Origin of the sequence: Rhodococcus sp. IEGM 1366, from assembly GCF_033142425.1 — a bacterium.
Taxonomy (GTDB): Bacteria; Actinomycetota; Actinomycetes; order Mycobacteriales; family Mycobacteriaceae; genus Rhodococcus_F; species Rhodococcus_F globerula.
In genome coordinates this window covers 485,575-508,206 of record NZ_JAWLRZ010000006.1, presented here as the reverse complement: position 1 = coordinate 508,206, position 22,632 = coordinate 485,575, and the positions used below count along the sequence as shown (strand labels likewise).

23 protein-coding genes are annotated in these 22,632 nt (G+C 62.7%); 10 read left to right on the top strand and 13 right to left on the bottom strand.

Features of this window, described 5'->3' with window-relative positions; translation table 11 throughout:
* Positions 1-11 precede the first annotated feature (11 nt).
* Together R4P64_RS20770 and R4P64_RS20765 are read left to right on the top strand one after the other, a co-directional pair.
* On the top strand, positions 12-788 hold the full coding sequence (locus R4P64_RS20770) for a cyclase family protein (RefSeq protein WP_317822484.1): 777 nt from the start codon (positions 12-14) through the stop codon (positions 786-788).
* Positions 785-2,437 (top strand): thiamine pyrophosphate-binding protein, encoded by a 1,653-nt coding sequence (locus R4P64_RS20765; protein ID WP_317822482.1) that lies wholly within the window; start codon positions 785-787, stop codon positions 2,435-2,437. The genes R4P64_RS20770 and R4P64_RS20765 overlap by 4 nt, the downstream gene beginning before the upstream one ends.
* Here the strand turns inward: R4P64_RS20765 and dapC are convergent.
* The 5 genes from dapC to R4P64_RS20740 form a co-directional block, all read right to left on the bottom strand.
* Positions 2,434-3,543 carry a succinyldiaminopimelate transaminase gene (gene dapC, locus R4P64_RS20760; protein ID WP_033234455.1) on the bottom strand — a complete coding sequence of 370 codons (1,110 nt, stop codon included), beginning with the start codon at positions 3,541-3,543 and terminating at the stop codon, positions 2,434-2,436. The genes R4P64_RS20765 and dapC overlap by 4 nt on opposite strands.
* A 5-nt stretch (positions 3,544-3,548) precedes the next feature.
* The gene (fdxA, locus tag R4P64_RS20755) at positions 3,549-3,872 is read right to left on the bottom strand and encodes a ferredoxin (RefSeq protein ID WP_033234456.1); all 324 of its coding nucleotides are present in this window, start codon (positions 3,870-3,872) and stop codon (positions 3,549-3,551) included.
* A gap of 59 nt (positions 3,873-3,931) precedes the next feature.
* Positions 3,932-4,690 carry a hypothetical protein gene (locus R4P64_RS20750; RefSeq protein WP_317822480.1) on the bottom strand — a complete coding sequence of 253 codons (759 nt, stop codon included), beginning with the start codon at positions 4,688-4,690 and terminating at the stop codon, positions 3,932-3,934.
* Complete coding sequence (locus tag R4P64_RS20745; protein WP_317822557.1) at positions 4,690-7,242, bottom strand: bifunctional FO biosynthesis protein CofGH; 2,553 nt, start codon at positions 7,240-7,242, stop codon at positions 4,690-4,692. The genes R4P64_RS20750 and R4P64_RS20745 overlap by 1 nt, the downstream gene beginning before the upstream one ends.
* Before the next feature lie 95 nt (positions 7,243-7,337).
* Positions 7,338-7,526 (bottom strand): hypothetical protein, encoded by a 189-nt coding sequence (locus R4P64_RS20740; protein WP_172937429.1) that lies wholly within the window; start codon positions 7,524-7,526, stop codon positions 7,338-7,340.
* An 81-nt stretch (positions 7,527-7,607) separates the two neighbouring features.
* Between R4P64_RS20740 and R4P64_RS20735 the strand changes: the two genes are divergently transcribed.
* Together R4P64_RS20735 and R4P64_RS20730 are read left to right on the top strand one after the other, a co-directional pair.
* Positions 7,608-8,111: a PH domain-containing protein gene (locus tag R4P64_RS20735; RefSeq protein WP_033234460.1), complete on the top strand. Its 504-nt coding sequence runs from the start codon at positions 7,608-7,610 to the stop codon at positions 8,109-8,111.
* Positions 8,108-9,655 carry a PH domain-containing protein gene (locus R4P64_RS20730; protein WP_317822478.1) on the top strand — a complete coding sequence of 516 codons (1,548 nt, stop codon included), beginning with the start codon at positions 8,108-8,110 and terminating at the stop codon, positions 9,653-9,655. Before R4P64_RS20735 ends, R4P64_RS20730 begins: the two co-directional genes overlap by 4 nt.
* On the opposite strand, the gene R4P64_RS20725 is transcribed toward R4P64_RS20730, so the two are convergent.
* From R4P64_RS20725 to typA, 5 genes are all read right to left on the bottom strand, one after another.
* Positions 9,615-10,460 (bottom strand): uroporphyrinogen-III synthase, encoded by an 846-nt coding sequence (locus R4P64_RS20725; protein ID WP_317822477.1) that lies wholly within the window; start codon positions 10,458-10,460, stop codon positions 9,615-9,617. The genes R4P64_RS20730 and R4P64_RS20725 overlap by 41 nt on opposite strands.
* A 14-nt stretch (positions 10,461-10,474) precedes the next feature.
* A complete protein-coding gene (locus R4P64_RS20720) occupies positions 10,475-10,900 on the bottom strand; it encodes a hypothetical protein (protein WP_033234463.1) in 426 nt (141 codons plus the stop codon).
* Positions 10,897-11,778 (bottom strand): N-acetyl-1-D-myo-inositol-2-amino-2-deoxy-alpha-D-glucopyranoside deacetylase, encoded by an 882-nt coding sequence (gene mshB / locus R4P64_RS20715; protein ID WP_317822476.1) that lies wholly within the window; start codon positions 11,776-11,778, stop codon positions 10,897-10,899. Before mshB ends, R4P64_RS20720 begins: the two co-directional genes overlap by 4 nt.
* Entirely contained in the window at positions 11,775-13,562 is a 1,788-nt protein-coding gene (locus R4P64_RS20710) for an ABC transporter family substrate-binding protein (protein WP_317822474.1), read from the bottom strand. Before R4P64_RS20710 ends, mshB begins: the two co-directional genes overlap by 4 nt.
* 154 nt (positions 13,563-13,716) lie before the next feature.
* Positions 13,717-15,624 carry a translational GTPase TypA gene (typA, locus tag R4P64_RS20705; protein ID WP_033234466.1) on the bottom strand — a complete coding sequence of 636 codons (1,908 nt, stop codon included), beginning with the start codon at positions 15,622-15,624 and terminating at the stop codon, positions 13,717-13,719.
* Between the two features lie 336 nt (positions 15,625-15,960).
* Between typA and R4P64_RS20700 the strand changes: the two genes are divergently transcribed.
* Positions 15,961-16,137 carry a hypothetical protein gene (locus R4P64_RS20700; RefSeq protein WP_092807195.1) on the top strand — a complete coding sequence of 59 codons (177 nt, stop codon included), beginning with the start codon at positions 15,961-15,963 and terminating at the stop codon, positions 16,135-16,137.
* Here the strand turns inward: R4P64_RS20700 and R4P64_RS20695 are convergent.
* Positions 16,115-16,558 carry a (deoxy)nucleoside triphosphate pyrophosphohydrolase gene (locus R4P64_RS20695; protein WP_051730499.1) on the bottom strand — a complete coding sequence of 148 codons (444 nt, stop codon included), beginning with the start codon at positions 16,556-16,558 and terminating at the stop codon, positions 16,115-16,117. The two genes, R4P64_RS20700 and R4P64_RS20695, sit on opposite strands and share 23 nt — an antisense overlap.
* 16 nt (positions 16,559-16,574) lie before the next feature.
* On the opposite strand from R4P64_RS20695, the gene R4P64_RS20690 reads away from it, so the two are divergent.
* From R4P64_RS20690 to R4P64_RS20680, 3 genes are all read left to right on the top strand, one after another.
* Positions 16,575-16,892 carry a 4a-hydroxytetrahydrobiopterin dehydratase gene (locus R4P64_RS20690; protein ID WP_317822471.1) on the top strand — a complete coding sequence of 106 codons (318 nt, stop codon included), beginning with the start codon at positions 16,575-16,577 and terminating at the stop codon, positions 16,890-16,892.
* 245 nt (positions 16,893-17,137) lie between these two features.
* On the top strand, positions 17,138-17,899 hold the full coding sequence (locus R4P64_RS20685) for a hypothetical protein (protein ID WP_033234469.1): 762 nt from the start codon (positions 17,138-17,140) through the stop codon (positions 17,897-17,899).
* 79 nt (positions 17,900-17,978) lie between these two features.
* Positions 17,979-18,278: a hypothetical protein gene (locus tag R4P64_RS20680; protein WP_045069448.1), complete on the top strand. Its 300-nt coding sequence runs from the start codon at positions 17,979-17,981 to the stop codon at positions 18,276-18,278.
* On the opposite strand, the gene R4P64_RS20675 is transcribed toward R4P64_RS20680, so the two are convergent.
* Positions 18,269-18,760 carry a MarR family winged helix-turn-helix transcriptional regulator gene (locus tag R4P64_RS20675; protein WP_233364217.1) on the bottom strand — a complete coding sequence of 164 codons (492 nt, stop codon included), beginning with the start codon at positions 18,758-18,760 and terminating at the stop codon, positions 18,269-18,271. The two genes, R4P64_RS20680 and R4P64_RS20675, sit on opposite strands and share 10 nt — an antisense overlap.
* A 75-nt stretch (positions 18,761-18,835) precedes the next feature.
* Here R4P64_RS20675 and R4P64_RS20670 point away from each other — a divergent pair, with 75 nt between their 5' ends.
* Both R4P64_RS20670 and R4P64_RS20665 read left to right on the top strand, forming a co-directional pair.
* Entirely contained in the window at positions 18,836-20,299 is a 1,464-nt protein-coding gene (locus R4P64_RS20670; RefSeq protein WP_095888524.1) for an MFS transporter, read from the top strand.
* A gap of 245 nt (positions 20,300-20,544) precedes the next feature.
* Positions 20,545-21,045, top strand: a complete 501-nt coding sequence (locus tag R4P64_RS20665; RefSeq protein WP_317540898.1) for a nuclear transport factor 2 family protein — start codon at positions 20,545-20,547, stop codon at positions 21,043-21,045.
* Here R4P64_RS20665 and R4P64_RS20660 read toward each other — a convergent pair.
* Entirely contained in the window at positions 21,032-21,796 is a 765-nt protein-coding gene (locus R4P64_RS20660) for a DUF1906 domain-containing protein (protein WP_033234472.1), read from the bottom strand. The two genes, R4P64_RS20665 and R4P64_RS20660, sit on opposite strands and share 14 nt — an antisense overlap.
* Between the last annotated feature and the right edge of the window lie 836 nt (positions 21,797-22,632).

The window sequence follows — 22,632 nt, the reverse complement described above, 5'->3', positions numbered from 1 at the left end:
AAGGATGGCTCATGACCACACTGAACGACCTGCTCACAAAAATCGGATCACAGTCCATCGAGATCGTCGACCTCACCGCCCCCTTGAGTTCCACCACCCCGGTCCTGTCGCTGCCCGAGCCCTTTGCCAACACGATCCCCGCCAGCCTCGAACCCGTCAGTAATTTCGACGACGCCGGACCGATGTGGAGCTGGAACAATCTGCACACCGGTGAGCACACCGGAACCCACCTCGATGCGCCGACGCACTGGGTGAGCGGCCGCGACGGCCTGAGCGTCGATCAGATCCCGCCGAACCGGTTGATCGGCCCCATCGCCGTCATCGACGTCACCGCCGAGGTCGAGAAGAACGCGGACTTCGTGCTCGAACCCGAGCACATCGAAGCCTGGGAATCAGAGAACGGGCCCCTTCCCGAGGGCGCGTGGCTGATCCTGCGCACCGGATGGGGTTCGCGGGTGGGCGACCCGGAGCGCTTTGCCAACGCCGACGCCGACGGCCCGCACACCCCGGGTATCTCGGCAGCGGCAGCGAAGTGGCTGGCCGAATCGAGTCCGATCAGCGGTTTCGGAGTGGAGACAGTGGGAATCGATGCCGGCGCCGCAGGCGGTTTCGAGCCGATATTTCCGGCGCACTACTACCTGTTGGGCAACAACAAATACGGACTCACCCAGTTGCTGAATGTCGACAAGCTGCCGACACTCGGCGCCGTGCTGGTTGTCTCGCCCCTGCCGATCGTCGGGGGAACCGGCAGTCCGGCCCGGGTCTATGCATTGGTCGAGCGCTCGTGACGCTCGTGAATACCGTTGCCGACCTCGTCGGACGCACCCTCGCAGAGTTGGGCGTCGGGTATGCGTTCGGGGTAGTCGGCAGCGGAAACTTCACCGTCACCAATGCGCTACGGCGGCACGGAGTTCCGTTTGTCGCCGCCCGGCACGAGGGCGGCGCTGCCACCATGGCCGATGCCTACGCGCGCATGTCCGGAACGGTCGCTGTGGTCACCACCCATCAGGGATGTGGTTTGACCAATGCTCTGACCGGCATCACCGAAGCCGCCAAGAGTCGCACCCCGCTCATCGTGCTGACCGCCGATACCGCCGGCGCGGCAGTGCAATCCAACTTCAAGATCGACCAGGACGGTCTCGCCCGGAGCGTGGGCGCAGTGGCCGAGCGGGTACACAGCGCGGATTCTGCTGTCGCGGATACCGTTCGAGCGTTCACTACCGCTTGGCGCGAGCGCCGCACCGTCGTACTGAATCTTCCGCTCGATGTGCAAAGCCAGATCGCGGCCAGTGCAGAAACGCCAACCAATGCGCCTGCACTCCAACATATTCGGCCGGATGGGATCGCGCTCGAAAAGTTCCTCGAACTTCTCGCCGCCGCCGACCGCCCAGTTTTCGTGGCCGGACGCGGTGCTCGTGACGCCGGACCTGAGATAGCGGAACTTGCCCGCCACACCGGCGCGTTGGTTGCGACATCTGCCGTTGCCAACGGCTTGTTCCACTCGGATCCCTTCTCCCTCGGCATCTCCGGCGGGTTCTCGTCCCCTCGATCAGCGGAACTCATCGCCGGCGCCGACCTTGTTGTCGGATGGGGATGCGCGCTCAACATGTGGACCATGCGCCAGGGACATCTGATCGGCAAAGACACGACGGTTGTTCAAATCGATCTCGACTCCGCCGCACTGGGTGCCCACCGGCCGATCCATCTGGGCATCGTCGGCGATAGCGCGGCCACGGCCACCGACGCCTTGGACGCACTCGACAAGGCACCCGTCCGGGTCGGCTACCGCACCGATGCGGTTCGGGATTCGATTGCGACGGAATCGAAGTGGAGTCAGGTTCCGTTCGAGGATCTCAGCACCGAGCACTCGATAGATCCCCGGTTGCTCTCACTCGAACTCGACACCATCCTCCCCACGGAGCGCACGGTGTCCGTGGATTCGGGGAACTTCATGGGATACCCCAGCGCCTACCTGTCGGTGCCCGATCACTTCGGGTTCTGTTTCACGCAGGCTTTCCAGTCCATCGGATTGGGATTGGCCACCGCTATCGGCACCGCGTTGGCGCAGCCGGATCGTCTGCCCGTTGCAGCCCTCGGCGACGGCGGCTTCCTGATGGGCATTTCGGAGCTGGAAACCGTTGCGCGGCTGAAACTTCCCCTGCTGATCGTGGTCTACAACGACAGCGCGTACGGGGCCGAAGTCCATCATTTCACCGACCCAGACACTGACCGCACTACCGTGACCTTTCCGGACACCGATCTCGCGGCCATTGCCCGCGGTTACGGCGCCGACGGCCTCACAGTACGCACGGCCCGAGACCTGGACGCCGTGCGTACATGGGTAAGCGGGCCACGTAGTGGCCCGCTTGTCATCGACGCCAAGATCAGCAGCGACGGCGGATCCTGGTGGTTAGCCGAGGCCTTTAAGGGCCACTAAAGGCTTGTCGTCAGCCGCTTTGCCGCAGCGGCAATCCGCTCGTCCGTGGCGGTCAGTGCGATCCGCACGTGCTGACCGCCGGTCGGGCCGTAGAACTCGCCCGGCGCAACCAGGATGCCTCGCTCCGCGAACCAGGCAACAGTGTCCCGGCAGGCCTCGCCCCGCGTAGCCCACAGGTACAGGCCGGCTTCGGAATTGTCGACGGTGAATCCTGCACTGCGCACCGCGTCGAGCAGGATGGTCCGACGCTCACGGTAACGCTCACGCTGCACATTCTCGTGCAGATCGTCGCCGAGCGCGGCTTCCATCGCGGCCTGGATGGGCAGCGGCAGAATCATTCCAGCGTGCTTGCGGACCTCGAGAAGTTCCGCGACCAATGCCGGATCTCCGGTGACAAAACCGGCGCGGTAGCTCGCGAGATTCGACGTCTTCGACAGTGAATGCACGGCCAGCAGACCGGTGAGGTCACCGTCATTGACGCGGGGATCGAGGATGGACAGTGCGTCCGATTCCCAGGTCAGACCGAGGTAGCACTCGTCGGATACGACGATGGCTCCGCGCTCACGTGCCCACGCCACCACCTTCTGCAGGTGCTCGAGACCGAGAACCTTGCCGGTGGGGTTGGACGGTGAGTTCACGAAGATCAGCGACGCCGATTCGGGACCGAGCTTGTTCAAGCCGTCGGCCCGCAAGATCCGAGCGCCTGCGAGCTTCGCGGCAACCTCGTAGGTGGGGTATGCCAACTCCGGAATGACCACAAGATCGTCGCCGCCCAGACCCAGAAGGGTCGGCAGCCACGCGATCATTTCCTTGGTACCGATCGCGGGCAGCACTGCCGCCGGATCGATATCGGGGATGTTGTATCGCCGATCGAGTGACTCGGCGATCGCCTCACGCAGGGAGAGGGTGCCGTGGGTGGTCGGATAACCCGGAATCTCCGCAACGGATGCAAGAGCTTCCTGGATGAGCGGGTCCACCGGATCCACCGGGGTGCCCACCGACAGATTCACGATGCCGTCGGGATGTGCGTGTGCCGTGGCTGTGACATCCGCCAGGGAATCCCAGGGAAAATCGGGAAGCCCGGCGGCCACCGGAGTACGAGACAAGATCTCTATTCCTCACCCATGGGAGGCAGCGCCTTGATGAACGGCGTGTCGTAGTCCACCTTGCCGAGCTTGGCGGCTCCACCCGGTGAGCCGAGGTTGTCGAAGAAATCGACGTTTGCGCTGATGTAAGGGCTCCACTGCTCCGGAACGTCGTCTTCGTAGAAGATCGCTTCGACAGGGCAGACAGGTTCACACGCGCCGCAGTCGACACATTCGTCGGGGTGGATGTAGAGCATGCGTCCACCCTCGTAGATGCAGTCGACGGGGCATTCTTCGATACATGCCTTGTCCATCACATCTACACACGGTTCAGCAATCGTGTAGGTCACTGCCTTCTCTCCCTGCCTTCCAGAGGTGCGCCTGCTGCGCGCAAGCGACTTAACACATTTCAGCCTACTGTGGTGGCGTTCCGCGACCGAATCGCGATCCACTTCTCGCCCGCGGACGCTGCCCGCACAAGCGCGCCGCGCTCGCCGAAATAGTCCGCGACCACGCCGATCACCGGAATCTTTCCGACGATCTCGTACGGTTTGGTGCGCAGGGGACGCTTATGCAGTTCGTCGCCGATTGCTCGAAAAGTTTGTGCGGTTTGCCACAGCGTTCCGATCAGAGCGAATGGTCGCCATGTCTCATTCGTACTGGTGACAGCCTTTTCGGTGAAGTCCTCAGCGTCCAGCAGATCGCGAGTGCTGACTTCTCGGCGACACAGAACGGATGCCAGGAGATCAACCTGCTGATCACGTTCCGTCACGCCGTGCTCGCGGGCGACGGCCACCAGGACGACAGCCTGGTTGGCAAAGGCCAGCAAGTCCTGGATCGGAAACCGGTTGAGCAAAACCCCGAAAATTCCGGGAAATGCCACAGCGACCGTGTTGAGGGCGCCCAGTCGGGTGGTCCACCACTTCGATCGCTGCCCATCAGTCATGACGGACCACGCCGCGGTACCGGGGAACTTGATCACGTCCAGAACCCAGGCAACGGCGTCGAGAACTGTCTCTGCCGCGCTGCGCTCGGGATCCGTGGGTTCGAAACTACGACGCTTGATGCCGAACGGATCGCTGTACGCGAGGTCGAGCACGGGGTTGATGCCCCAGACCGCTCGATCGAGTACCTCGACTACTCGGCGATCACCCAGGATGTCGGCCATCAGACGGCCACCCCGTCACGACGCGCGTGCGTGGTGGTGCGCTCACGAGCCGGTCGACCGATGCCTTCGGCGATCGCCCGCAGTTCTGCGACGGTCTTCTCGCTGCCGTGCTCGGACCCGGCCATCCGGGAGATGGTCTCTTCCATCAGGGTTCCGCCGAGGTCGTTGGCGCCGCCGTTGAGCATCATCTGCGTTCCGGTGATACCCAGTTTGACCCAGCTGGTCTGGATGTTGGAGATCCGCCCGTGCAACATGATGCGGGCAAGCGCGTGCGCCGCGCGGTTGTCGCGAATGGTCGGGCCGGGACGGGACGCCCCCGCCAGATACAGCGGGGCGCTCTGATGCACGAAAGGCAGCAACACGAACTCCGTGAATCCGCCTGTGCGGTCCTGGATTCCACGCAGAACGTTGAGATGGCCGACCCAGTGGTGCGGCTGATCGACGTGCCCGTACATCATGGTCGAACTCGATCGCAGGCCCACTTCGTGCGCCGTGGTGACCACTTCGATCCACTCGGCCGTAGGCAATTTGCCCTTGGTCAGGATCCAGCGCACCTCGTCGTCGAGGATCTCCGCCGCGGTGCCGGGAATCGTGTCGAGACCGGCTTCGCGCAGCGCCGTGAGCCAGTCGCGGATGCTCTCACCACTACGTGAAGCACCGTTGACGATTTCCATCGGCGAGAACGCGTGGACGTGCATCGACGGCACGCGCTTCTTGACCGCACGCACCAGATCCGCGTAACCGGTGACCGGCAGTTCCGGGTCGATTCCGCCCTGCATGCAGACTTCGGTGGCACCGGCGACGTGCGCCTCCCACGCCCGGTCCGCTACTTCCTCGGCCGAGAGCGTGAAAGCGTCGGCGTCGCCCTTGCGCTGCGCAAATGCGCAGAATCGGCAGCCGGTGTAGCAGATGTTGGTGAAGTTGATGTTCCGGTTCACGACGTAGGTGACGTCCTCGCCGATGGCATCCTTGCGGAGCGCATCTGCCAGTGCCACAACAGCTTCCAGCCCTGGGCCCTCGGCGGTGGCCAGCGCCAGGTATTCGTCGTCGGAGCACCCGGCAGGATCACGCTCGGCACTGCGCAGTGCCGCAAGAAGATCCGTGTCGACGCGAACCGGAGCACTCAATTCCAGAACCTGCTCACGCACGGTTTCCCAGTCACCGAAGGCACTGCCCAGGTCGCTGCGAGTCTCGGTGTTGCGGCCGTCGGTGTCGATCTCGGTATTGAGGTCGACGCGTCCGCTCGACTCCCAGGATTCGTCCGGTTCCTGCCACGGCCGGCCCACCGGCTTGGTGTCGAGTTTGGCCAGTCCGGTCTTCGGATCGGCAAGTGCCTGAACGTGACCGGCGATCCGCGGGTCGATCCAGGGAGCACCGGCCAGGACGTAGGCGGGCTGAGCGGCGGTGCGTTCGGTGAGCGTGAAGCCGCCTTCCGCACTGATCGCTGCCAGAGTCTCGAGGTTGGGCCACGGACGCTCGGGGTTGACGTGATCCGGAGTCAGGGGCGATACCCCGCCCCAGTCGTCGACGCCCGCGCCGAGAAGCGCAAGGCACTCGCTGTTCGAGACCAGATTCGGCGGACTCTGAATCCGCATCGACGGACCGAGCAGCAGACGAGCAACGGCGATCGCAGCCAGGAACTCGTCGAGTGACGCGTCCGGCGAATCACGCATTGCAGTATCCGGCTTGGCCAGGAAGTTCTGGATGATGACTTCCTGAATATGACCGAAAGCCTTCTGCGACTTACGGATCGCCATGATCGACTCGGCCCGCTCGGCAAAGTTCTCGCCGATGCCGACCAGAATGCCGGTGGTGAACGGCACGTTGAGGCGACCGGCATCGGTCAGGGTCCGCAACCGGACGGCCGGGTCCTTGTCCGGGCTGCCGTAGTGGCATTCACCCTTGTCCGTGAACAGCCTGGTAGCGGTGGTCTCGAGCATCATGCCCATCGACGGCGCCACCGGCTTGAGGCGCGAAAGTTCCTGCCAGCTCATCACACCGGGGTTGAGGTGCGGAAGAAGTCCGGTTTCCTCGAGCACCCGAATCGACATCGCCCGCAGGTAGTCCAGAGTCGAGTCGTATCCACGCTCGTCGAGCCACTGCTTTGCTTCCGGCCAGCGCGCTTCCGGACGATCCCCCAAGGTGAACAGCGCTTCCTTGCAACCTAATTCAGCGCCCTGACGGGCAATCTCGAGGATCTCATCCGGTTCGAGGTACATGCCGCGTCCCTCGGCCCGCAACTTGCCAGGGACCTTGACAAACGTGCAGTAGCGGCACTTGTCCTGGCACAGGTGGGTCAGCGGAATGAACACCTTGCGCGAGTACGTCACCGTATTCGGGCGGCCGGCGGCTAACAAACCCGCGTCCCGAACCTTGGCCGCCGACGCGCACAGGTCCGCGAGGTCGGTTCCCCGGGCCTGCAGCAGCGTCGTTGCCTCGTCCACGTTCAGCGTCGCGCCGTCGCGAGCGCGGCGCAGCACGCGGCGCATCGCTGATGGGCTAGGCGACGCGGTCCCAGTTGCCGACGCGGACAGTCCAGGCATCGGAAGCATGGTGGGTTTGACGGAGTCATCACCAGTTCGGTTCACCTAGCGATCATGCGCCATACCCGACGACTACTGCCACTCGGTGCCGGAAGTACCAGGACTCAACTAGGTGGATACTCCTCGTCGATCGCAACTTCACGCCGCTGATCGACAACATCGGCCGCCGGTGCGTCGAGCGGAATATCGGTCAGGTCAGGTTCGTCGGGAGTGTTCGGATCTACCGGTGTTGCCTGTTCCAGAGCATCGGACTCCGGTGCCTCCGCGCTGAATGCCGAATCTTGTTCAGTCATCACGTGCTCCCTTCATGGTCGCCACACTCCACCATAGGGCGGTTGTCGACAGAACGCCTCAACTCGACCAAAGTAAGCACCATGACCGCGTCTAACACCATCACCATGGCCGATCCGCTGTGGCGTCCGAGCACCAAAGCACCCAGATTGTGGGCCATCACCGCAGCGCTTTTCTGGGCGCCGGTCATCGTCGCCGAAATTGTCTGCGCGATCCTGATCTCCGGCCTGCCGACCTGGGTGGTGGGGGCAGTAGGTGCGGTCACCGTGTTCTGCGCAGCGGTACACATTCTGATGGTGCCGATGTGGCGTTACCGGGTGCATCGCTGGGAAATCAGCGACACCGCCGTGTACACCCGCACCGGCTGGTTCACGCAGGAACGACGCATCGCCCCGATCTCGCGAGTCCAGACCGTCGACACCGAACGTGGCCCCATCGACCGGATGCTGGGGCTCGCTACCGTCACCGTGACGACTGCGTCGTCGGCAGGTGCCGTGAAGATCTCCGCCCTCGATCAGGACGTGGCCGACCGTACAGTTGCACAACTGACTGCAATCGCCGGGACCAATTCGAGCGACGCGACATGAACGACATCGACAAACTCATGATCGACATTCCCGACGAAGCAGAATCCGCAGCCGCCGAGGCCGCGGAGCAGGAACAGCCGTGGCTTCGCCTCGACCGACGGATGCTGCTGGTCCATCCGATCAACGAAGTGGTCAAACTGCTTCCGGTCCTGCTGATTTCCTTTGTTCTCGGCAGCCAGAGCGGCAACCACTACTGGGGATTCGGTGTTGTCACGCTGCTCGTGATCTACGGCCTCCTGCGGTATTTCACCACCACCTATCGCATCGGCCCCGTCCACGTTCAGCTACGCACCGGCGTCTTCCAGAAGAAGCTGCTCTCGGTGCCGCGCAGTCGCATCCGGTCAGTCGACGTCGAAGCCGGAGTCCTGCACCGCGTGCTGGGGCTGTCGATCGTGCGAATCGGCACGGGGCAGCGTGCCGGAAACGGCCACGATTCCAACAAATTCGAGCTCAACGCACTCTCGAGTGCGCTGGTTCCGGATCTACGCGGAGCCTTGCTGAGCGAGTCTCGGGGCACGCCCACACCCGATACACCGACCGCGCCGGTGTCCGCGGACGTCGAAATCGGGCACTGGCACGTGAGCTGGGTTCGGTTTGCGCCCTTCTCGTTCACCGGCATCGCGATCATCGCGGCAATCGTCGGCATCGCGTTCCAATACGGAATCGGCTCTGCGATCGCGAAGTCGTCCGCGGTCACCGGAGGCGTCGAATCGCTCGAAGGCCTCGGCATCACCGTGCTGGTCATTGTTCTGCTGGTGGCACTGCTCATCCTCTCCAGCGCCTTTGCGTGCATTCAGTATCTGATCGCGTTCGGCGACATGACGCTCACCGACAACGGTCGCATCCTGCACGTCAGCCACGGGCTGCTCAAGACCAGGGCGACAACGTTGGACCGGGCCCGGCTGCGCGGTACGACGCTCAAAGAACCTCTCCTGCTTCGACTTGCAGGCGGTGCGCGCCTGGACGCGATCATGACGGGAGTGAGTGCGGAGAAAAAAGAATCCTCGCTCCTGCTGCCGCAAGGCCCACGGGCCGAAGCGGAACGCGTCATGGCAACGGTCATCGGCGACAGCCGGCAGGCGTCCGTTCCGCTCATTCCCCACGGTGGGGCGGCCCGCCGCCGCCGATACACCCGAGCCCTGTTCCCTGCTGTGGCCGTTGCGGTCGCGGCAGTGGTCTGCCTGATCTTCGGAGTTCACGTGCCCACCTATGTCTGGGTCGCCGTCGTCGTGCTCGCTGTGGGCGGAGCGGGGCTTGCCTTCGACCGGTACAACGGACTCGGCCACGCGGTACTACCCGGCTGGCTCATCACCCGCAGCGGCTCCCTCGACCGCAAACGGCACAGCCTCGAAGCCGACGGCGTGATCGGCTGGACGGTCCGTGAAACGTTCTTCCAGCGACGCGCCGGAGTTGCCACCGTCATCGCCGCAACCCCGGCAGGCACCGGCGGCTACGACGTGATCGACCTGCCCGCCGAGAATGCGTGGGGTCTGATCGAAGCCGTCACGCCCGGAGCGCGCGACGTCTGGGCAAATCCTCGATGATCAACCGCGCCAACGCACCGAGGCGCGAGCGTTCCGGTTGGATGGTGGGCACGCCCAGAAGTTCCAACGGTGCGGCCGTCACCGGGCCGACGCAATAGGTGGGCACGTTGTCTCGCATCGCCGCGACGAAGCGTTCCAACTCCCCCATCTCCTTGGCCGTGCTGAGCATGGACGACACTGCCGGGGCGCTGGTGAAAGTGAGCGCGTCGATACTGCCCGAACGCACAGCGGAGACCAGTGCACGCACCTGCGACTGATCCGGCGGCCGAATCCACCGGTAGACCGAGACTGCCGTGACCACCGCGCCGATGTCGGTCAACGACGCACTCAGATCGGTCAGCGGTTCCCATTCGGTGATGATTCCGTGCAGTTGAACAGCAACGCGAACGCCGTCGACGCCCTCGCTCGCCAGATGGGTCAGCACTTCCTCGGACGACTCCCCCGACGGCGACCATTCCTCACGCAGGCCCGCGCCGCGGATCGCCCCCATCGCCTTCGGACCGCGAGCCACGATGCGAGTCCGGTTCAGCGCGCCGAGAAACTGCTCCGTCAGATCCCACGACTCCACCGCCTCCAGCCAACCGCGGAACCCGATTCCCGTGCTGATCACCACGAGTTCCGGCGGATCCGCAATCAATGCCTCGGTCTGAACTCGCAGATCAGCGTCGTCGACCAGAGGAAGCACATGAATCACCGGGGTCCGGACCGTCTCCGCACCTCGCCGTTCGAGGAGCGTCGCAAATTCTTCCGAACGACGCTCCGCGGTCAGGGCGATCGTGACGCCCGCAAGATCTAGTTCAGCCACACTGCAAGTGTCCCTTATGAACGCTTCGAAGTATCGATAGACGCGAGAGCCTTGCTTGCCACTCGAAACAAAAAGACGATCGCCGGTGCCAGCGCGCCGACAAGCAGCAAGAACGTGAGCGGCGACGACAACACCAGAACGTCGCCGCCTGGCCCGCCAACCATGCAGAAAAGGAATCCGGCGATCCAACCGGCCAGCGGAAGCGCTGCCTTACCGGTTGTCGTCACTGTCCGCGCCGCGATGACCAACCCGAGGTTGAACACGGCTGCCACCAGGATGCTGACCGGAAACGGTGTGGTGCCGAGGTAGCTCGGGAGGAAGATGACCGACAGTACGGCGCACAGAAATCCGTCGAAGATCAAGACGCCGAGGATGACCGGATCGAGAAACGCAAATCTACCGTCGGGTGTTTCGACTGCGTCCGGTGAAGCACTGGTCATGAGATCCCACCGAAGAGGTCGCCCTCACGGCCGTCTGCGTCCACCGGACCCAACTCGCCGCGGACAAGCACAAAATGCTCGACCGGCACGATGGGCTGTACGACGTTGTTGGACAACGCGAACTCGGTGCGGCTCGGCGCGACAGTCACCTGCGTGGCGTGCGCGGACAGAGCGCCGGCCTTGGACTCGAGAACGGCGCTCACATCGATCGCCGTCGTGACGTCCGCGTCGACCACACAGGGAAGCTCACCGGGCTCGGGTAGCCGCCACTGCGCCGGCACCTGCGCGATCGATGCAATTCCCCGTTCCAGAGAACTTCGTTCGGTGACGGTCCAGTAGAACTTCTGTGGGCTCCACGGCTCGCCGGCTTCGGGATAGACCGATGTTCCGGCCGCGGCAACGGCAGCGGTTGTGATGGCATTGGCTTGAATGTGATCGGGATGGCCGTACCCGCCATTGGTGTCGTACGTGATCACCACATGCGGACGCAGTTCCCGGATCACCTCGACCACGGCGCGAACCGCAACGTCGAGATCGGCGTTGACGAATGCCCGCGGATTGGCAGCTGACGGCGTCCCGGCCATTCCGGAATCACGAAAGTGACCGGCTCCCAGCAGGAATCGGGGTTCACTCACACCGAGACGAGACAACGCCGTGGTCAGCTCCGCAATCCGGTAGCCGCCGAGTTGATCAGCGGCGTCGGCAACCAGTCCGGCCCACCGATCACCGATTACCTCCCCCTCCTCACCCAACGTGCAGGTCAGGACGGTCACCTCGGCACCTTCGTCGACGTACCTGGCGATGGTGCCGCCGGTGGTGATCGTTTCGTCGTCGGGATGCGCGTGAACCAGCAGCAGTCTCTTCTTTACGACGGTCATTCCTTCACCCTCACCCAGTTGGTTGCGTCACCGAATATTCCAACCTGAACCGGACTGGTCAGGGTGACACCTTCGACTCCGGTTCCGAGTGCGGCCAATGTGCGGTCCTGCACGATGGGCAGAACCGCCGCGAGATCCCACAACTTGGGCTCGGCGTCGGCGATCAGCGCCCCGAAATCACCGATCCCGCTAAGAGCTTCGTCGATCCGCGGCTGCAGCGAAGGGTCGCACAGTCCTGAAATATTGCTCGGCGCTTCCGAATCGGACTCGCGAGCCGTAGTCGGCGTCGGCGCGGTAGACGTCGACTCCGGAGTCTCGGTAGTGGTTACCGGCACGGTGGGAGTCAGGGGGCAACTGAACCGAGACGCCAACGACGTGGCAGGGTCGACGCCGGCGCGGATCCAGCCGACCACCATGTCTACGCTCCCCGTCGTAAGCTCCTTACCGTACAGCTCTTCTGCCGGAAGAGATTTCACGGTTGCCGCAATCCCCGCATCCCGCAGTTCATCGGCAGCGGTGTTGGCCACCGCGATCGCGATGTCGTCGTTCTCCGGCGCCCCGAGCGTCAGTTCGAGCGGCTTGCCGTCACGGACGACGCTTCCGTTTGTTCCCCCGACCACGACCGGTCCCGCCGGCGGCACGACGACGTAGCCGGATTCCACCAATTGCTCCATCGAACGCTCACGACTCTGCTTGGGCGGCGCCGTCGGTACGTAGCCGGGATCGGACGGCGAGAGGATCTGCGCTTTTGCCGGAACCGCAGCAGATTCACTGCCTGCGGCGACTACTGCCAGGAGATCGGAATCCAGAAGTCCCAGAACAGCTTTGCGGACCCGGACATCGGCAAACGTGGCGCTGCGTCCGTTGATCGTCATGTCGAGAGTGCGCGGCACGAACGTAAATGCCGTGCTCACTCCCGGAACCGCCGACAGCTGAATGTCGGTAGCACTGCCCGCATGAATCTGCGCGATCTGCGAGTCATCGGTGCGCATCGCTTCGGCCAACTGCGCCGCCGACCCGGCCCGGCGCATCACGATCTGATCCGGGTCCGACGGCTCTCCCCAGAACCTGTCGTTGCGTTCGAGGATGATCTCGTCTCGGCCACGGTCGACGGAGCGCACGTGGAAGTGCGCCCCCGACACCGGAATTCCCTCACTCAAACCGGTACTGAAACCGCCGGGGGTGTCCTTCACAAGGTGGGACGGAAGAAGATCCGTGAAGAGTTCACGCCACGCCGGATACGCCGCGCGCATCACGACGTTCACGGTCTTGCCTCCACCGGACGAGGTGACGTCCGAAATCAACTGGTACCCGGCCGGGTTCACAACACCGGGAACCGAAATCATCTGCTGCCACAGGTAGCGGAAATCCTCGGCGGCGATCGGTGCGCCGTCGGACCACTGCGCTTCGTTGCGGAGCTGATAGCGAATCGTGAACGGCGCCTCCGAGACAACTTCCGCGGAAACAGCCAACGAGTCGTCGAGGACCCACTCGGCCTGGCCGGGCTGCACGGGCGAGCTGATCGGACGAAATACGCTGGGCAACACCAAGTTACCGACGGCAGAGTTCACCGGGGACAAATCGGCGAGGAGGTGGGGATTGAATCCGTCACCCACCTGATCGATAGCCACCGACACCACCCGCATTGCCGGCGTGACGGGCGTCGTAGTCGGCTTGACCGTCTCGGTGCTCTCGACAGGCGGCGGTGGATCAGCAGTGCACGCCGTCAGAGACAACGCTGTCACCGCCACGGCCAACGCCAGGTACCGACGTCCAGCAACCACAGAGATATCCTTCCGTTTTCAGGCACGCGCAGCCTGAGTCCATGGTTTCCCAACCAACACGATGCCTGGAAACCATGAAGGCGAATGTACCTTTTGCCGGAAGCACACCGAGCAAAAGGCACATTCGCCTTGTCATGATTGTTACTGCGAAAGACTACAGAGAAGCCTTGTCGCGGGACTTGCTGCGTGAACGCTCACGAGCGCGCTCGGTTGCGTTGAGGTGCACCTTGCGGACGCGGACGTCCTCCGGGGTGACCTCGACGCACTCGTCGCCGGAGCAGAATTCCATGGCTGCTTCGAGTTCGAGCTTGATCGGCTTTGCGAGGGTCTCCATCACGTCTGCGGAAGACTGACGCATATTGGTCAGCTTCTTCTCGCGGGTGACGTTGATGTCGAGGTCTTCCTGACGCGGGTTGATGCCCACGACCATGCCCTCGTAGGTGTCTGCGCCGGGCTCGACGAAGAACGTTCCACGGTCAGCCAACTGGATCATGGCGAACGGGGTGACGGAGCCGGAGCGGTCCGAAACGAGCGAACCGGTGTGGCGCGCACGGATCTCGCCGGCCCACGGGCCGTAACCGTCGAACACGGCGTTGGCGATACCGGTTCCGCGGGTATCCGTGAGGAATTCCGTACGGAAACCGATGAGTCCACGCGAAGGAACGATGAACTCCATGCGAACCCAGCCCTGGCCGTGGTTCGACATCTGGACCATCTTGCCCTTGCGGTTTGCGAGGAGCTGCGTGATGGCGCCGAGGTATTCCTCCGGGCTGTCGATGGTCAGCTCTTCGAACGGCTCGTGGACCTTGCCGTCGACGACCTGGGTGACAACCTGCGGCTTACCAACGGTGAGCTCGAAGCCCTCGCGACGCATCTGCTCGACGAGGATGGCGAGAGCGAGCTCTCCACGACCCTGGACCTCCCACGCATCGGGGCGACCGATGTCGAGGACCTTGAGCGAGACGTTACCGACGAGCTCCTGGTCGAGGCGGGCCTTGACCATGCGCGAGGTCAGCTTGTGACCCTTGACGCGACCGACGAGCGGCGATGTGTTGGTGCCGATCGTGACCGAGATGGCCGGCTGATCGACGGTGATGCGGGGCAGCGGCACCGGGTTCTCGAGATCAGCGAGGGTGTCGCCGATCATGATGTCCGGGAAGCCTGCCACTGCGCAGATGTCGCCTGCGTAGGCAACCTCTGCCGGAACGCGCTCGACACCGATGGTGGTGAGCAGTTCGGTGATCTTGGTCTTGGTGATGACGGGCTCGCCGTCGACCTCGCGGCACCAGGACACTGTCTGGCCCTTGCGCAGCTCACCGTTGTGGATACGAACCAGCGCGAGGCGGCCGAGGAATGCGGACGCGTCGAGGTTGGTGACGTGAGCCTGCAGGGGTGCGTCGGACGTGCCCTTGGGGGCCGGGACGTACTCCATCAGAACCTGGAAAAGCGCGGTGAGGTCTTCAGCGTCGGGAGCCTGGCCGTTTTCGGGCTGCACGGTCGAGGCCTTGCCCTCACGGCCGGAGGCGTAGAGGACGGGGAGACCGAGCGCGAGCTCAGCGGCTTCGGCGGCTTCGTCGGACAGGTCCGATGCGAGGTCGAGGAGCAGATCCTGTGCCTCGGAGACAACCTCTTCGATGCGGGCGTCAGGGCGGTCCGTCTTGTTGACGACCAGGATGACGGGCAGCGACGCAGCAAGCGCCTTGCGCAGCACGAAGCGTGTCTGAGGAAGCGGGCCCTCGGAAGCGTCGACGAGCAGAACGACACCGTCGACCATGGACAGGCCGCGCTCGACCTCTCCACCGAAGTCGGCGTGGCCGGGGGTGTCGATGACGTTGATGACGGTGATCGAGCCGTCGTCGTTGCGCTTGTGTACGGAGGTGTTCTTCGCGAGAATCGTGATTCCCTTCTCGCGCTCGAGGTCTCCTGAGTCCATGACGCGATCGACCAGCTCGGCGCGCTCCTCGAAGGCGCCGGACTGACGAAGCATGGCGTCAACGAGGGTGGTCTTGCCGTGGTCGACGTGTGCGACGATGGCAACGTTACGGAAGCTGGTGGTGGTCACGCGATGGCTCTCCTGGCTGAGTAATTCGGCTAAGTAATCGGCCACGCGAAACTCGCATCGCACGGCTCTTCTGGTGGCCGCTGCACGAATGTGTGATCCGAGTACGTGCACGAATCGCCTCGAGAAGGCACCGCGGCCTAGTAAATACTACTCGCTCCGAAGACCTGCTCGCGCAAAGTGCGTCCTCTATCACGGCCACGACCTGCAGATAGTGATTTTCGCCACTACTGCAGCAGGTAAATCTTTTGCTGGCAATTCAGCGCTTTTAAGGTTACGCTAACCTTGTCTGCAGTGCGGTTCTCCGCCATCGCCGTTGAAGGAAAGACGCAGTGCCACATGGGAAAAGTTAAGCCAAGCAAAGTTTCGCAGCTCAAGCCCAAGAAGAAGTGCTGCCGCAAGAAGACTCGCTGCGTGAAGTGCCCGGTTGTGATCATGCGGATGCGGAAGCTCGAGAACAACGGCGCCTCCAAGAAGGAACTCAAGGTCGGCCTCAAGATGGCTCGGGCAGCCTGAGCCTGCGCAATTCGGTGAGCAGATCCGGTATCCACGCCTGATCGTTCACCACCATGTCGAACTTTTCCAGATCGTCGGCGTCCACCCACGCAAGCTGCGCATGATCCAGTGCCGCGGGCTCCCCGGCCAGGATGTCCACTCGATACGCTCGCAGAACTCGTCCGCGACCCAGTGCAACGTCGACGCCGATTCGACGCCCGCAGCGGACAACAACACCTAGTTCTTCTGCCAGTTCTCTCTCGAGAGCGTGTTGCGGCGTCTCGAACGCCTCGACTTTGCCACCCGGAAGCTCCCACATCCCCGCCAACTCCGGCGGGCGGATGCGCTGCGCCAGCAACAACCGGCCATCACGGAAGATTGCACCGGCCACTATCTCGTACTCGTCGGGAGCCCCGCCACCCCTTGCAGCCTCGTCGCTCATGACACCATGATGGAGTATGGCTTCCGTGATGTCCGATTCCGCGATCGACGCTGCTCTCGCGGAACTGCCCGACTGGCACAGATCCGATAATGCAATCGCGCGGGTGGTCGAATCCGCGACATTTCCCGAAGCCGTCGCGCTGCTTCAGGACGTCGCCGCAGCTGCCGAAGCCGCCGATCATCATCCCGACATGGACGTCCGGGGGCGGAAAGTCACCTACACACTGTCTACACATTCGGCGGGCGGCATTACCGAACTCGACGTGAAGTTTGCTCGGAGAATCGATGCGCTCGTCGCAGATTCGGCAAAAAAACTAACGCCTGAAACCACCTAAACCGACATAACAGTTGCATCAATATTCACATTGATCACTTCTGTCACAGGGTATGGTCTGCAAGCAATCATTTCGAGGCCAGTCATGTAATAGACTCCACCGGGATCCGTAGCTGCTCAGAAACTGAACGGCTGTACAACCCGGGGCTCTCTTACATAGAGTGACCCCTCGAGCCGTCAACGCGGTCGCTACGGCGCCTGCGCGGTCTGACTAAGGATGGGGAAACAGTGCTTCGAACCCGAGGTATGCGTAAGGCGTTCACCGCCGTCGCAATTGCCGCAGCAGCAGGACTGGCTTTGCCGGCACAGGCAATGGCCGATCCGGCTCCCGCCCCCACACCGGACAGTGTGCCGATCGAGTTCCTGGCATCGTTTGCTCCCGCCATCATCGGCGCAGCCGCAGGACCCGTCGACGCCCAGGGCGTCACCCAGGTTGCCGGCAATCCGCAGGCCGATCTGCTCGCACAGGCTCGCGCGATTCTCAATTCCGCCGGACTCCCGCCCGAGATCAAGGCGACGCTCGAGAAGGTCATCACCTTCCTCGACGGCAGCGGCGGCGGCGGACCGGCGATTCCGGACGAGAACGCACCCGTCATCGCACAGTTCTTGTACCCGACTCTTGGTAAGGGCTGCATCTCCGCGACGGCTGATTCCGTCGGCACCGCACTTGCCGTTCCCGGCCCGGCACACCTGCCGCCTCCGGGACCTGCCGCAGGTCAGGCCGGGTTTGTCTTCACCGCGCTTGGCACTGCTCCGGCCACCGATGACCAGCCCGTCCCGCTGACGGTCACCTGGATCAACATCGACAACGGTCGCAGCGCTACGCAGAATCTCACCACGGCCGCTCGCATCAACCCGGACGGCCCCGCCACCCTGTCGGCTATCGCCGACACCGGCCCGGGACGCGTGCTGTCCGTGATCAGCGGTTCGCTGACCACCCAGCCCGAAGGCGCAGATCGCATCACCTGCAGCTTCCTGCCGACCGTGGGTATGTTCGCAGTGGCTTGATCCACAAACGACGCAAAGAGGCTCGCCGAATTTTCGGCGGGCCTCTTTTGTGTGTGCAGTGCTCGTGATAGACCAAGGAATGGGACATTCCAGATCAATTCTGTCGATCCGCTCCGAAGGATCGATTCTTTCGATCGGTAGCACTCACTCGATCTTGTCGATCGGCAGCGCCTTCTCGATACTGTCGATCGGCAGCATCGGTTCGGCCGGGTCGATCCTGAGCTCTGGTTCCTTTGCCAGTCTCGGATCGGCGTTTTCCGCGTTGTCTCGGTGGTCACTGATGTCGTGGCGCGGAAATCACTCGTCGCCGGACGACCGGCCGAAACTGGTTGTGATTGCGCCCGAACCGGATTCGACGCTAGCTCACACTCAGACGTGATCGTCGGGTGCCGGCCGCGGCCAGGTCCGACCTTCGAGTTCTTCCACCGATTGGTTCAAGTGCCGCAGTAGGTCACCCAACGCCCGACGCGACTCCGGCGTCCAGTTTCGCACCACCTTTGCCACACCGGCAGTCGAATGTTCACGGTCTGCGCGCAGTTGTGCCAGACCGGACTCGGTGGGGCGGACCTTTCTCGCGAGTCCTCCGTCCGGGTCTTCGACGCGTTCGACCAAGCCCTGGCGACGGAGAGCGCCGATCTGCCGATTGATGGTCGAGATGTCCAATCCGAAGGCGCAGGACAGCTCTTTCAAGCTCATCGGTTGTTGTAGTTCCAGGCGCCCGAGTAGCAGGTATGCCGAGCGGTCCAGATGAAGTTCGGCGCGCTGCGCCAGGGCGTGATACCGCGACAACAGCGTCAACTCGTATTCGATGTCGACAAGGTCGCGGTCTGGGTAAGGCTTTTGTCCGTGCGCATTCGTCACGTTGTGCAGGATACACAGAATGTGTAGCGTGCACAGAATAGGTGGCAAGCGCTACCCACATACTTCGGGAGCCGAATGTCCGTTCACGCCCATCCGTCGAACACGGATACAGCCGTCGACGCGACAGTGTCCCCGCGCCCACGATTGATCCTCACTGTCCTCGGCCTGTGCGGGATCGTCGTCGCCCTGATGCAGACGCTGGTCGTCCCGATCATCCCTCAGCTACCGAGCCTGCTGAACGCATCGCCGGCCGACACGTCGTGGGCCATCACCGCTACGCTTCTCGCCGCTGCTGTCATCACCCCGATCAGCGGCCGCCTCGGCGACATGTTCGGCAAGAAACGCATGATCCTGGTCAGTCTCGGCCTGGTGGTTCTCGGTTCCGTCATCTGCGCGCTGTCGTCGTCGCTCATCGTGCTGGTGATCGGGCGCGCGCTCCAAGGCGCCTCCGTTGGTGCCATCCCGCTGGGCATTGCCATCCTGCGTGACGTTCTGCCACCGAAGAAGGTGGGCGGCGCGATGGCCGTCATGAGCGCCACCCTGGGCGTCGGCGGCGCTGTCGGCCTGCCCATCGCCGCGCTCATCGCTCAGAGCGCCGATTGGCACTTTCTGTTTGTCGTGTCCGCGGCTCTGGGTTGCCTCTGTATGTTGTTGGTGTTCTTCGTCATTCCCGAGTCATCCGTCCGCAAGCCGGGACGTTTCGACTTCGTCGGCGCCCTCGGCCTGGCCGCTGCCCTGATCGCCCTGCTCCTGCCGATCACCAAGGGCGGCACATGGGGATGGACCGATCCCAAGACCCTGGGGCTACTGGCGTCGTCGGTCGTCATCTTCGTGGCGTGGGGCTTCTGGGAGCTCAGACGCAGTGCGCCGCTGGTGAATCTGCGAATCGCGGCACGTAAACAAGTACTGTTCACCAACCTCGCATCCATTGCCATCGGCTTTTCGATGTACGGGAATTCGCTGTCGTTGCCACAACTTCTCATGGCTCCGAAGGACACCGGCTACGGATTCGGATTGTCGATGGTGACCACCGGCCTGGTACTCGCACCCGCCGGACTGGTGATGATGGCACTCTCCCCCGTTTCCGCCCGCATCTCGGATTGGAAGGGTCCGCGCATCACCTTGCTGACCGGATCGCTGGTCATCGGACTCGGTTACGTCGCCGCCCTCTTCGCGACGTCCGCGGTGTGGCAAGTCGCGCTGGCCGGAATGGTGATCGGAGCTGGTGTGGGACTGACATTCTCGGCGATGCCGGCCCTCATCATGAGCTCGGTTCCGATCACGGAATCGGCTGCCGCCAATGGTTTGAACTCACTGATGCGGTCGATCGGAACCTCGAGTTCCGCCGCTGTGGTGAGCGTTGTGCTTGCCGGTGCCACCATCATGGTCCACGACCGCGTCTACCCCACGCTCGACATGTTCAAAGCCACGTTCGTGATTTCGATTGTCGCGGCGGCCGTAGCGATGATCTTCGCGTGGTTGATTCCCAAACGGAAAGCGCCGCACAGGGAATCAACCACGTCGCGGCCGCAAGAATGACACGGCCGTAAGAACTGCGGGAGGTGCTACTTCTCCGAAGAGCCTTCGATACTGCCGGCAATCTGCAGCTTCGACAGCAGGGTGTAGATGAAGTCGATGAGAAACTCCATGAAATATTTCCTCTCGCAAATACGGGTCCCGACCCGTCAACGACGGTACCGCAACACAAGATCGGCCGAATCCGCACCTCTCGGACACGAGAACATGTTCTAATTTGACTCGGTCGTCTACCCGAGGAGTCACACATGGCATGGACACGCGCTGAACTCGATCAGGCCTTTGCAAGTTTCCAGAACACCGTCGTCGAATGCACGCGCAGCGGCGATTGGAATGCGTTTGCCGACATGTTCACCGAGGACGTCGTCTACGTCGAGCATGCCTTCGGGACCCTCAACGGCCGTGAGGCCGTGCGTAAGTGGGTTACCCGCACGATGACCGAGTTCCCGGGAAAACGCATGACGGAGTTCCCCGCAAACTGGTACGTGATCGACGAGGAGCGCGGGTGGATCATCTGCGAAATCGACAATCCTATGGAAGACCCGGGCGACGGATCCACTCACGGCGCCGCGAACATCACGATCCTGCACTACGCCGGAGACGGACTGTTCTCCCGCGAGGAAGACGCATACAACCCGATGAATTTCCTGGCGATGACCAAAGCCTGGTGCTTGGCCGCCGAAGCCGCGGGCAACCTTCCCGAGGATGCCCGCGCCTGGTTGGCAAAATTCGGCGCTATGGTGCGATAGAGCCGATCGGAATGTTGGGCACGATCGAACCGGCCAATGACCACTGCCCGTAGTCGAGGGCAAGGATCGAATTCAGGTCGACGCCGATACCGTCGACCGTGCGCTTGTCGATCTCGAACTGATGCAGGTGCGCCCGAGGATGGACGTAGCCCTTCGGCGAGCCCCAATTATGTTGCCAGTACCAGGTTCCGACCCCCACGCCGATCATCGCGTCGAGCACGCCGGTGTTTCCGTAGATACCAAGATTCTGATTGCCGACCACCGACGCCCATCCCTCGAGATAGGGCCTGATGAGGTTGTTGATCTCGGCCGGCGACGGGTTGTCGTCGATGGACGCGTAGATCGGACGCCCCTCGGGTCCACCCGCTTGACGGTGCAATTCGAGGCCCCGTGTTGCATGCCTCTTGCCGCCTTCGCGGCCTTCACGCCAATCGGCCGTCGCACTTTTTCCGAACTGATAGCAGGACACGACCTGCAGTCCCGCTGCTGTCAGAGCGTTCACTTCACCCGCTTTGACTGGCTTCCCCACCATCCAGTTTGCGTCAGGGCGGCGGTCGGATACGTAGCGGATCGCGCCCGCGTAGCCGCCCGCCCGAATCGACTGCGCCGACGGGACCCCGGCGGAGTAGTCGAGCAGAGTTCCGAGCGAGCCGGCATTGGCCACCGTCGCCGTGCCACTGAGCGCGGCCAGTCCAGCGGCGGCAGAACCTGCGGCCGCGTACTTGAACAAACTTCTTCGTGAGACGTGCACACTGCTCCGATCATCGGCGTATCCCGCCCGATCTAGGCGGAAAGTCGAGTTTCTTTATTCACTCGATTGCACCACAGTCACAAGGCCACCGCCTTGCACTTGACCAACACCAGCCACACCACCGCCGTGACCAGCGACAACAAAAACGATGGCCCCCGAAACTTTCGTTTCGAGGGCCATCGTCATCGGCCGTAGCGGCCGGAAGTTATCAGCTGAGCGACGTGAAGAACGTCAGAGCACTGAACAGGTCAGATGCGTTGCTGAGGAAGTCGGTGATGAAAGAGAACTGGCCCGAGAGTTCAGCGCTGGTCATGTGTTAACTCCTGTCGAAGATGAAACATCAGTGGTCTAACAGGCCCTCTTGCTGACCTGCTGGGCTAAGACTAGAGGTCTTCCGTTACTTCCGCGACACCAAATGTGTCCGGGACGTTACATCTTCGGACCTAGGCGGCAAACGCATATTCACAGGTAACGCCCAGGAGTCGTGATCCGATCGAGATAATTCGCCCTATTTTTAACGATATCCGAACACGGTTTCCATTAGTGGTTATTACTTCGCAATCTCTCAATTCGGCCAAATGATGTTGGTAAGCCTAACTTAATTGTTCCTGTTTCAGCACTAGCGCCGCCCTGACCAGGAATGGGACGATTCCCCGCGAGGCCGATCGGCGCACGGACGCCATGCCGCGCAACTCTTCAGCCACGGCTGCGATTAACAGAACATTGATGCCTGTCGAGTCCGATCGAAACGAAGCCCGAAACAAACCCGACCTCCCAGAACGTGATGCTATTCACACCAAATGTCCGGGCCGTTGCAGACGCATCGGGCACAGTTG

What these genes read in the sequence shown, in the direction of transcription:
- R4P64_RS20770 (WP_317822484.1), top strand. Translation starts at nt 12, where the DNA reads ATGACCACACTGAACGACCTGCTCACAAAAATCGGATCACAGTCCATC.
- R4P64_RS20750 (WP_317822480.1), bottom strand. Translation starts at nt 4,690, where the DNA reads ATGGCCGACATCCTGGGTGATCGCCGAGTAGTCGAGGTACTCGATCGA.
- R4P64_RS20745 (WP_317822557.1), bottom strand. Translation starts at nt 7,242, where the DNA reads ATGCTTCCGATGCCTGGACTGTCCGCGTCGGCAACTGGGACCGCGTCG.
- R4P64_RS20740 (WP_172937429.1), bottom strand. Translation starts at nt 7,526, where the DNA reads ATGACTGAACAAGATTCGGCATTCAGCGCGGAGGCACCGGAGTCCGAT.
- R4P64_RS20735 (WP_033234460.1), top strand. Translation starts at nt 7,608, where the DNA reads ATGACCGCGTCTAACACCATCACCATGGCCGATCCGCTGTGGCGTCCG.
- R4P64_RS20730 (WP_317822478.1), top strand. Translation starts at nt 8,108, where the DNA reads ATGAACGACATCGACAAACTCATGATCGACATTCCCGACGAAGCAGAA.
- R4P64_RS20720 (WP_033234463.1), bottom strand. Translation starts at nt 10,900, where the DNA reads ATGACCAGTGCTTCACCGGACGCAGTCGAAACACCCGACGGTAGATTT.
- mshB (WP_317822476.1), bottom strand. Translation starts at nt 11,778, where the DNA reads ATGACCGTCGTAAAGAAGAGACTGCTGCTGGTTCACGCGCATCCCGAC.
- R4P64_RS20700 (WP_092807195.1), top strand. Translation starts at nt 15,961, where the DNA reads ATGGGAAAAGTTAAGCCAAGCAAAGTTTCGCAGCTCAAGCCCAAGAAG.
- R4P64_RS20695 (WP_051730499.1), bottom strand. Translation starts at nt 16,558, where the DNA reads ATGAGCGACGAGGCTGCAAGGGGTGGCGGGGCTCCCGACGAGTACGAG.
- R4P64_RS20690 (WP_317822471.1), top strand. Translation starts at nt 16,575, where the DNA reads ATGGCTTCCGTGATGTCCGATTCCGCGATCGACGCTGCTCTCGCGGAA.
- R4P64_RS20685 (WP_033234469.1), top strand. Translation starts at nt 17,138, where the DNA reads ATGCGTAAGGCGTTCACCGCCGTCGCAATTGCCGCAGCAGCAGGACTG.
- R4P64_RS20680 (WP_045069448.1), top strand. Translation starts at nt 17,979, where the DNA reads ATGGGACATTCCAGATCAATTCTGTCGATCCGCTCCGAAGGATCGATT.
- R4P64_RS20670 (WP_095888524.1), top strand. Translation starts at nt 18,836, where the DNA reads ATGTCCGTTCACGCCCATCCGTCGAACACGGATACAGCCGTCGACGCG.
- R4P64_RS20665 (WP_317540898.1), top strand. Translation starts at nt 20,545, where the DNA reads ATGGCATGGACACGCGCTGAACTCGATCAGGCCTTTGCAAGTTTCCAG.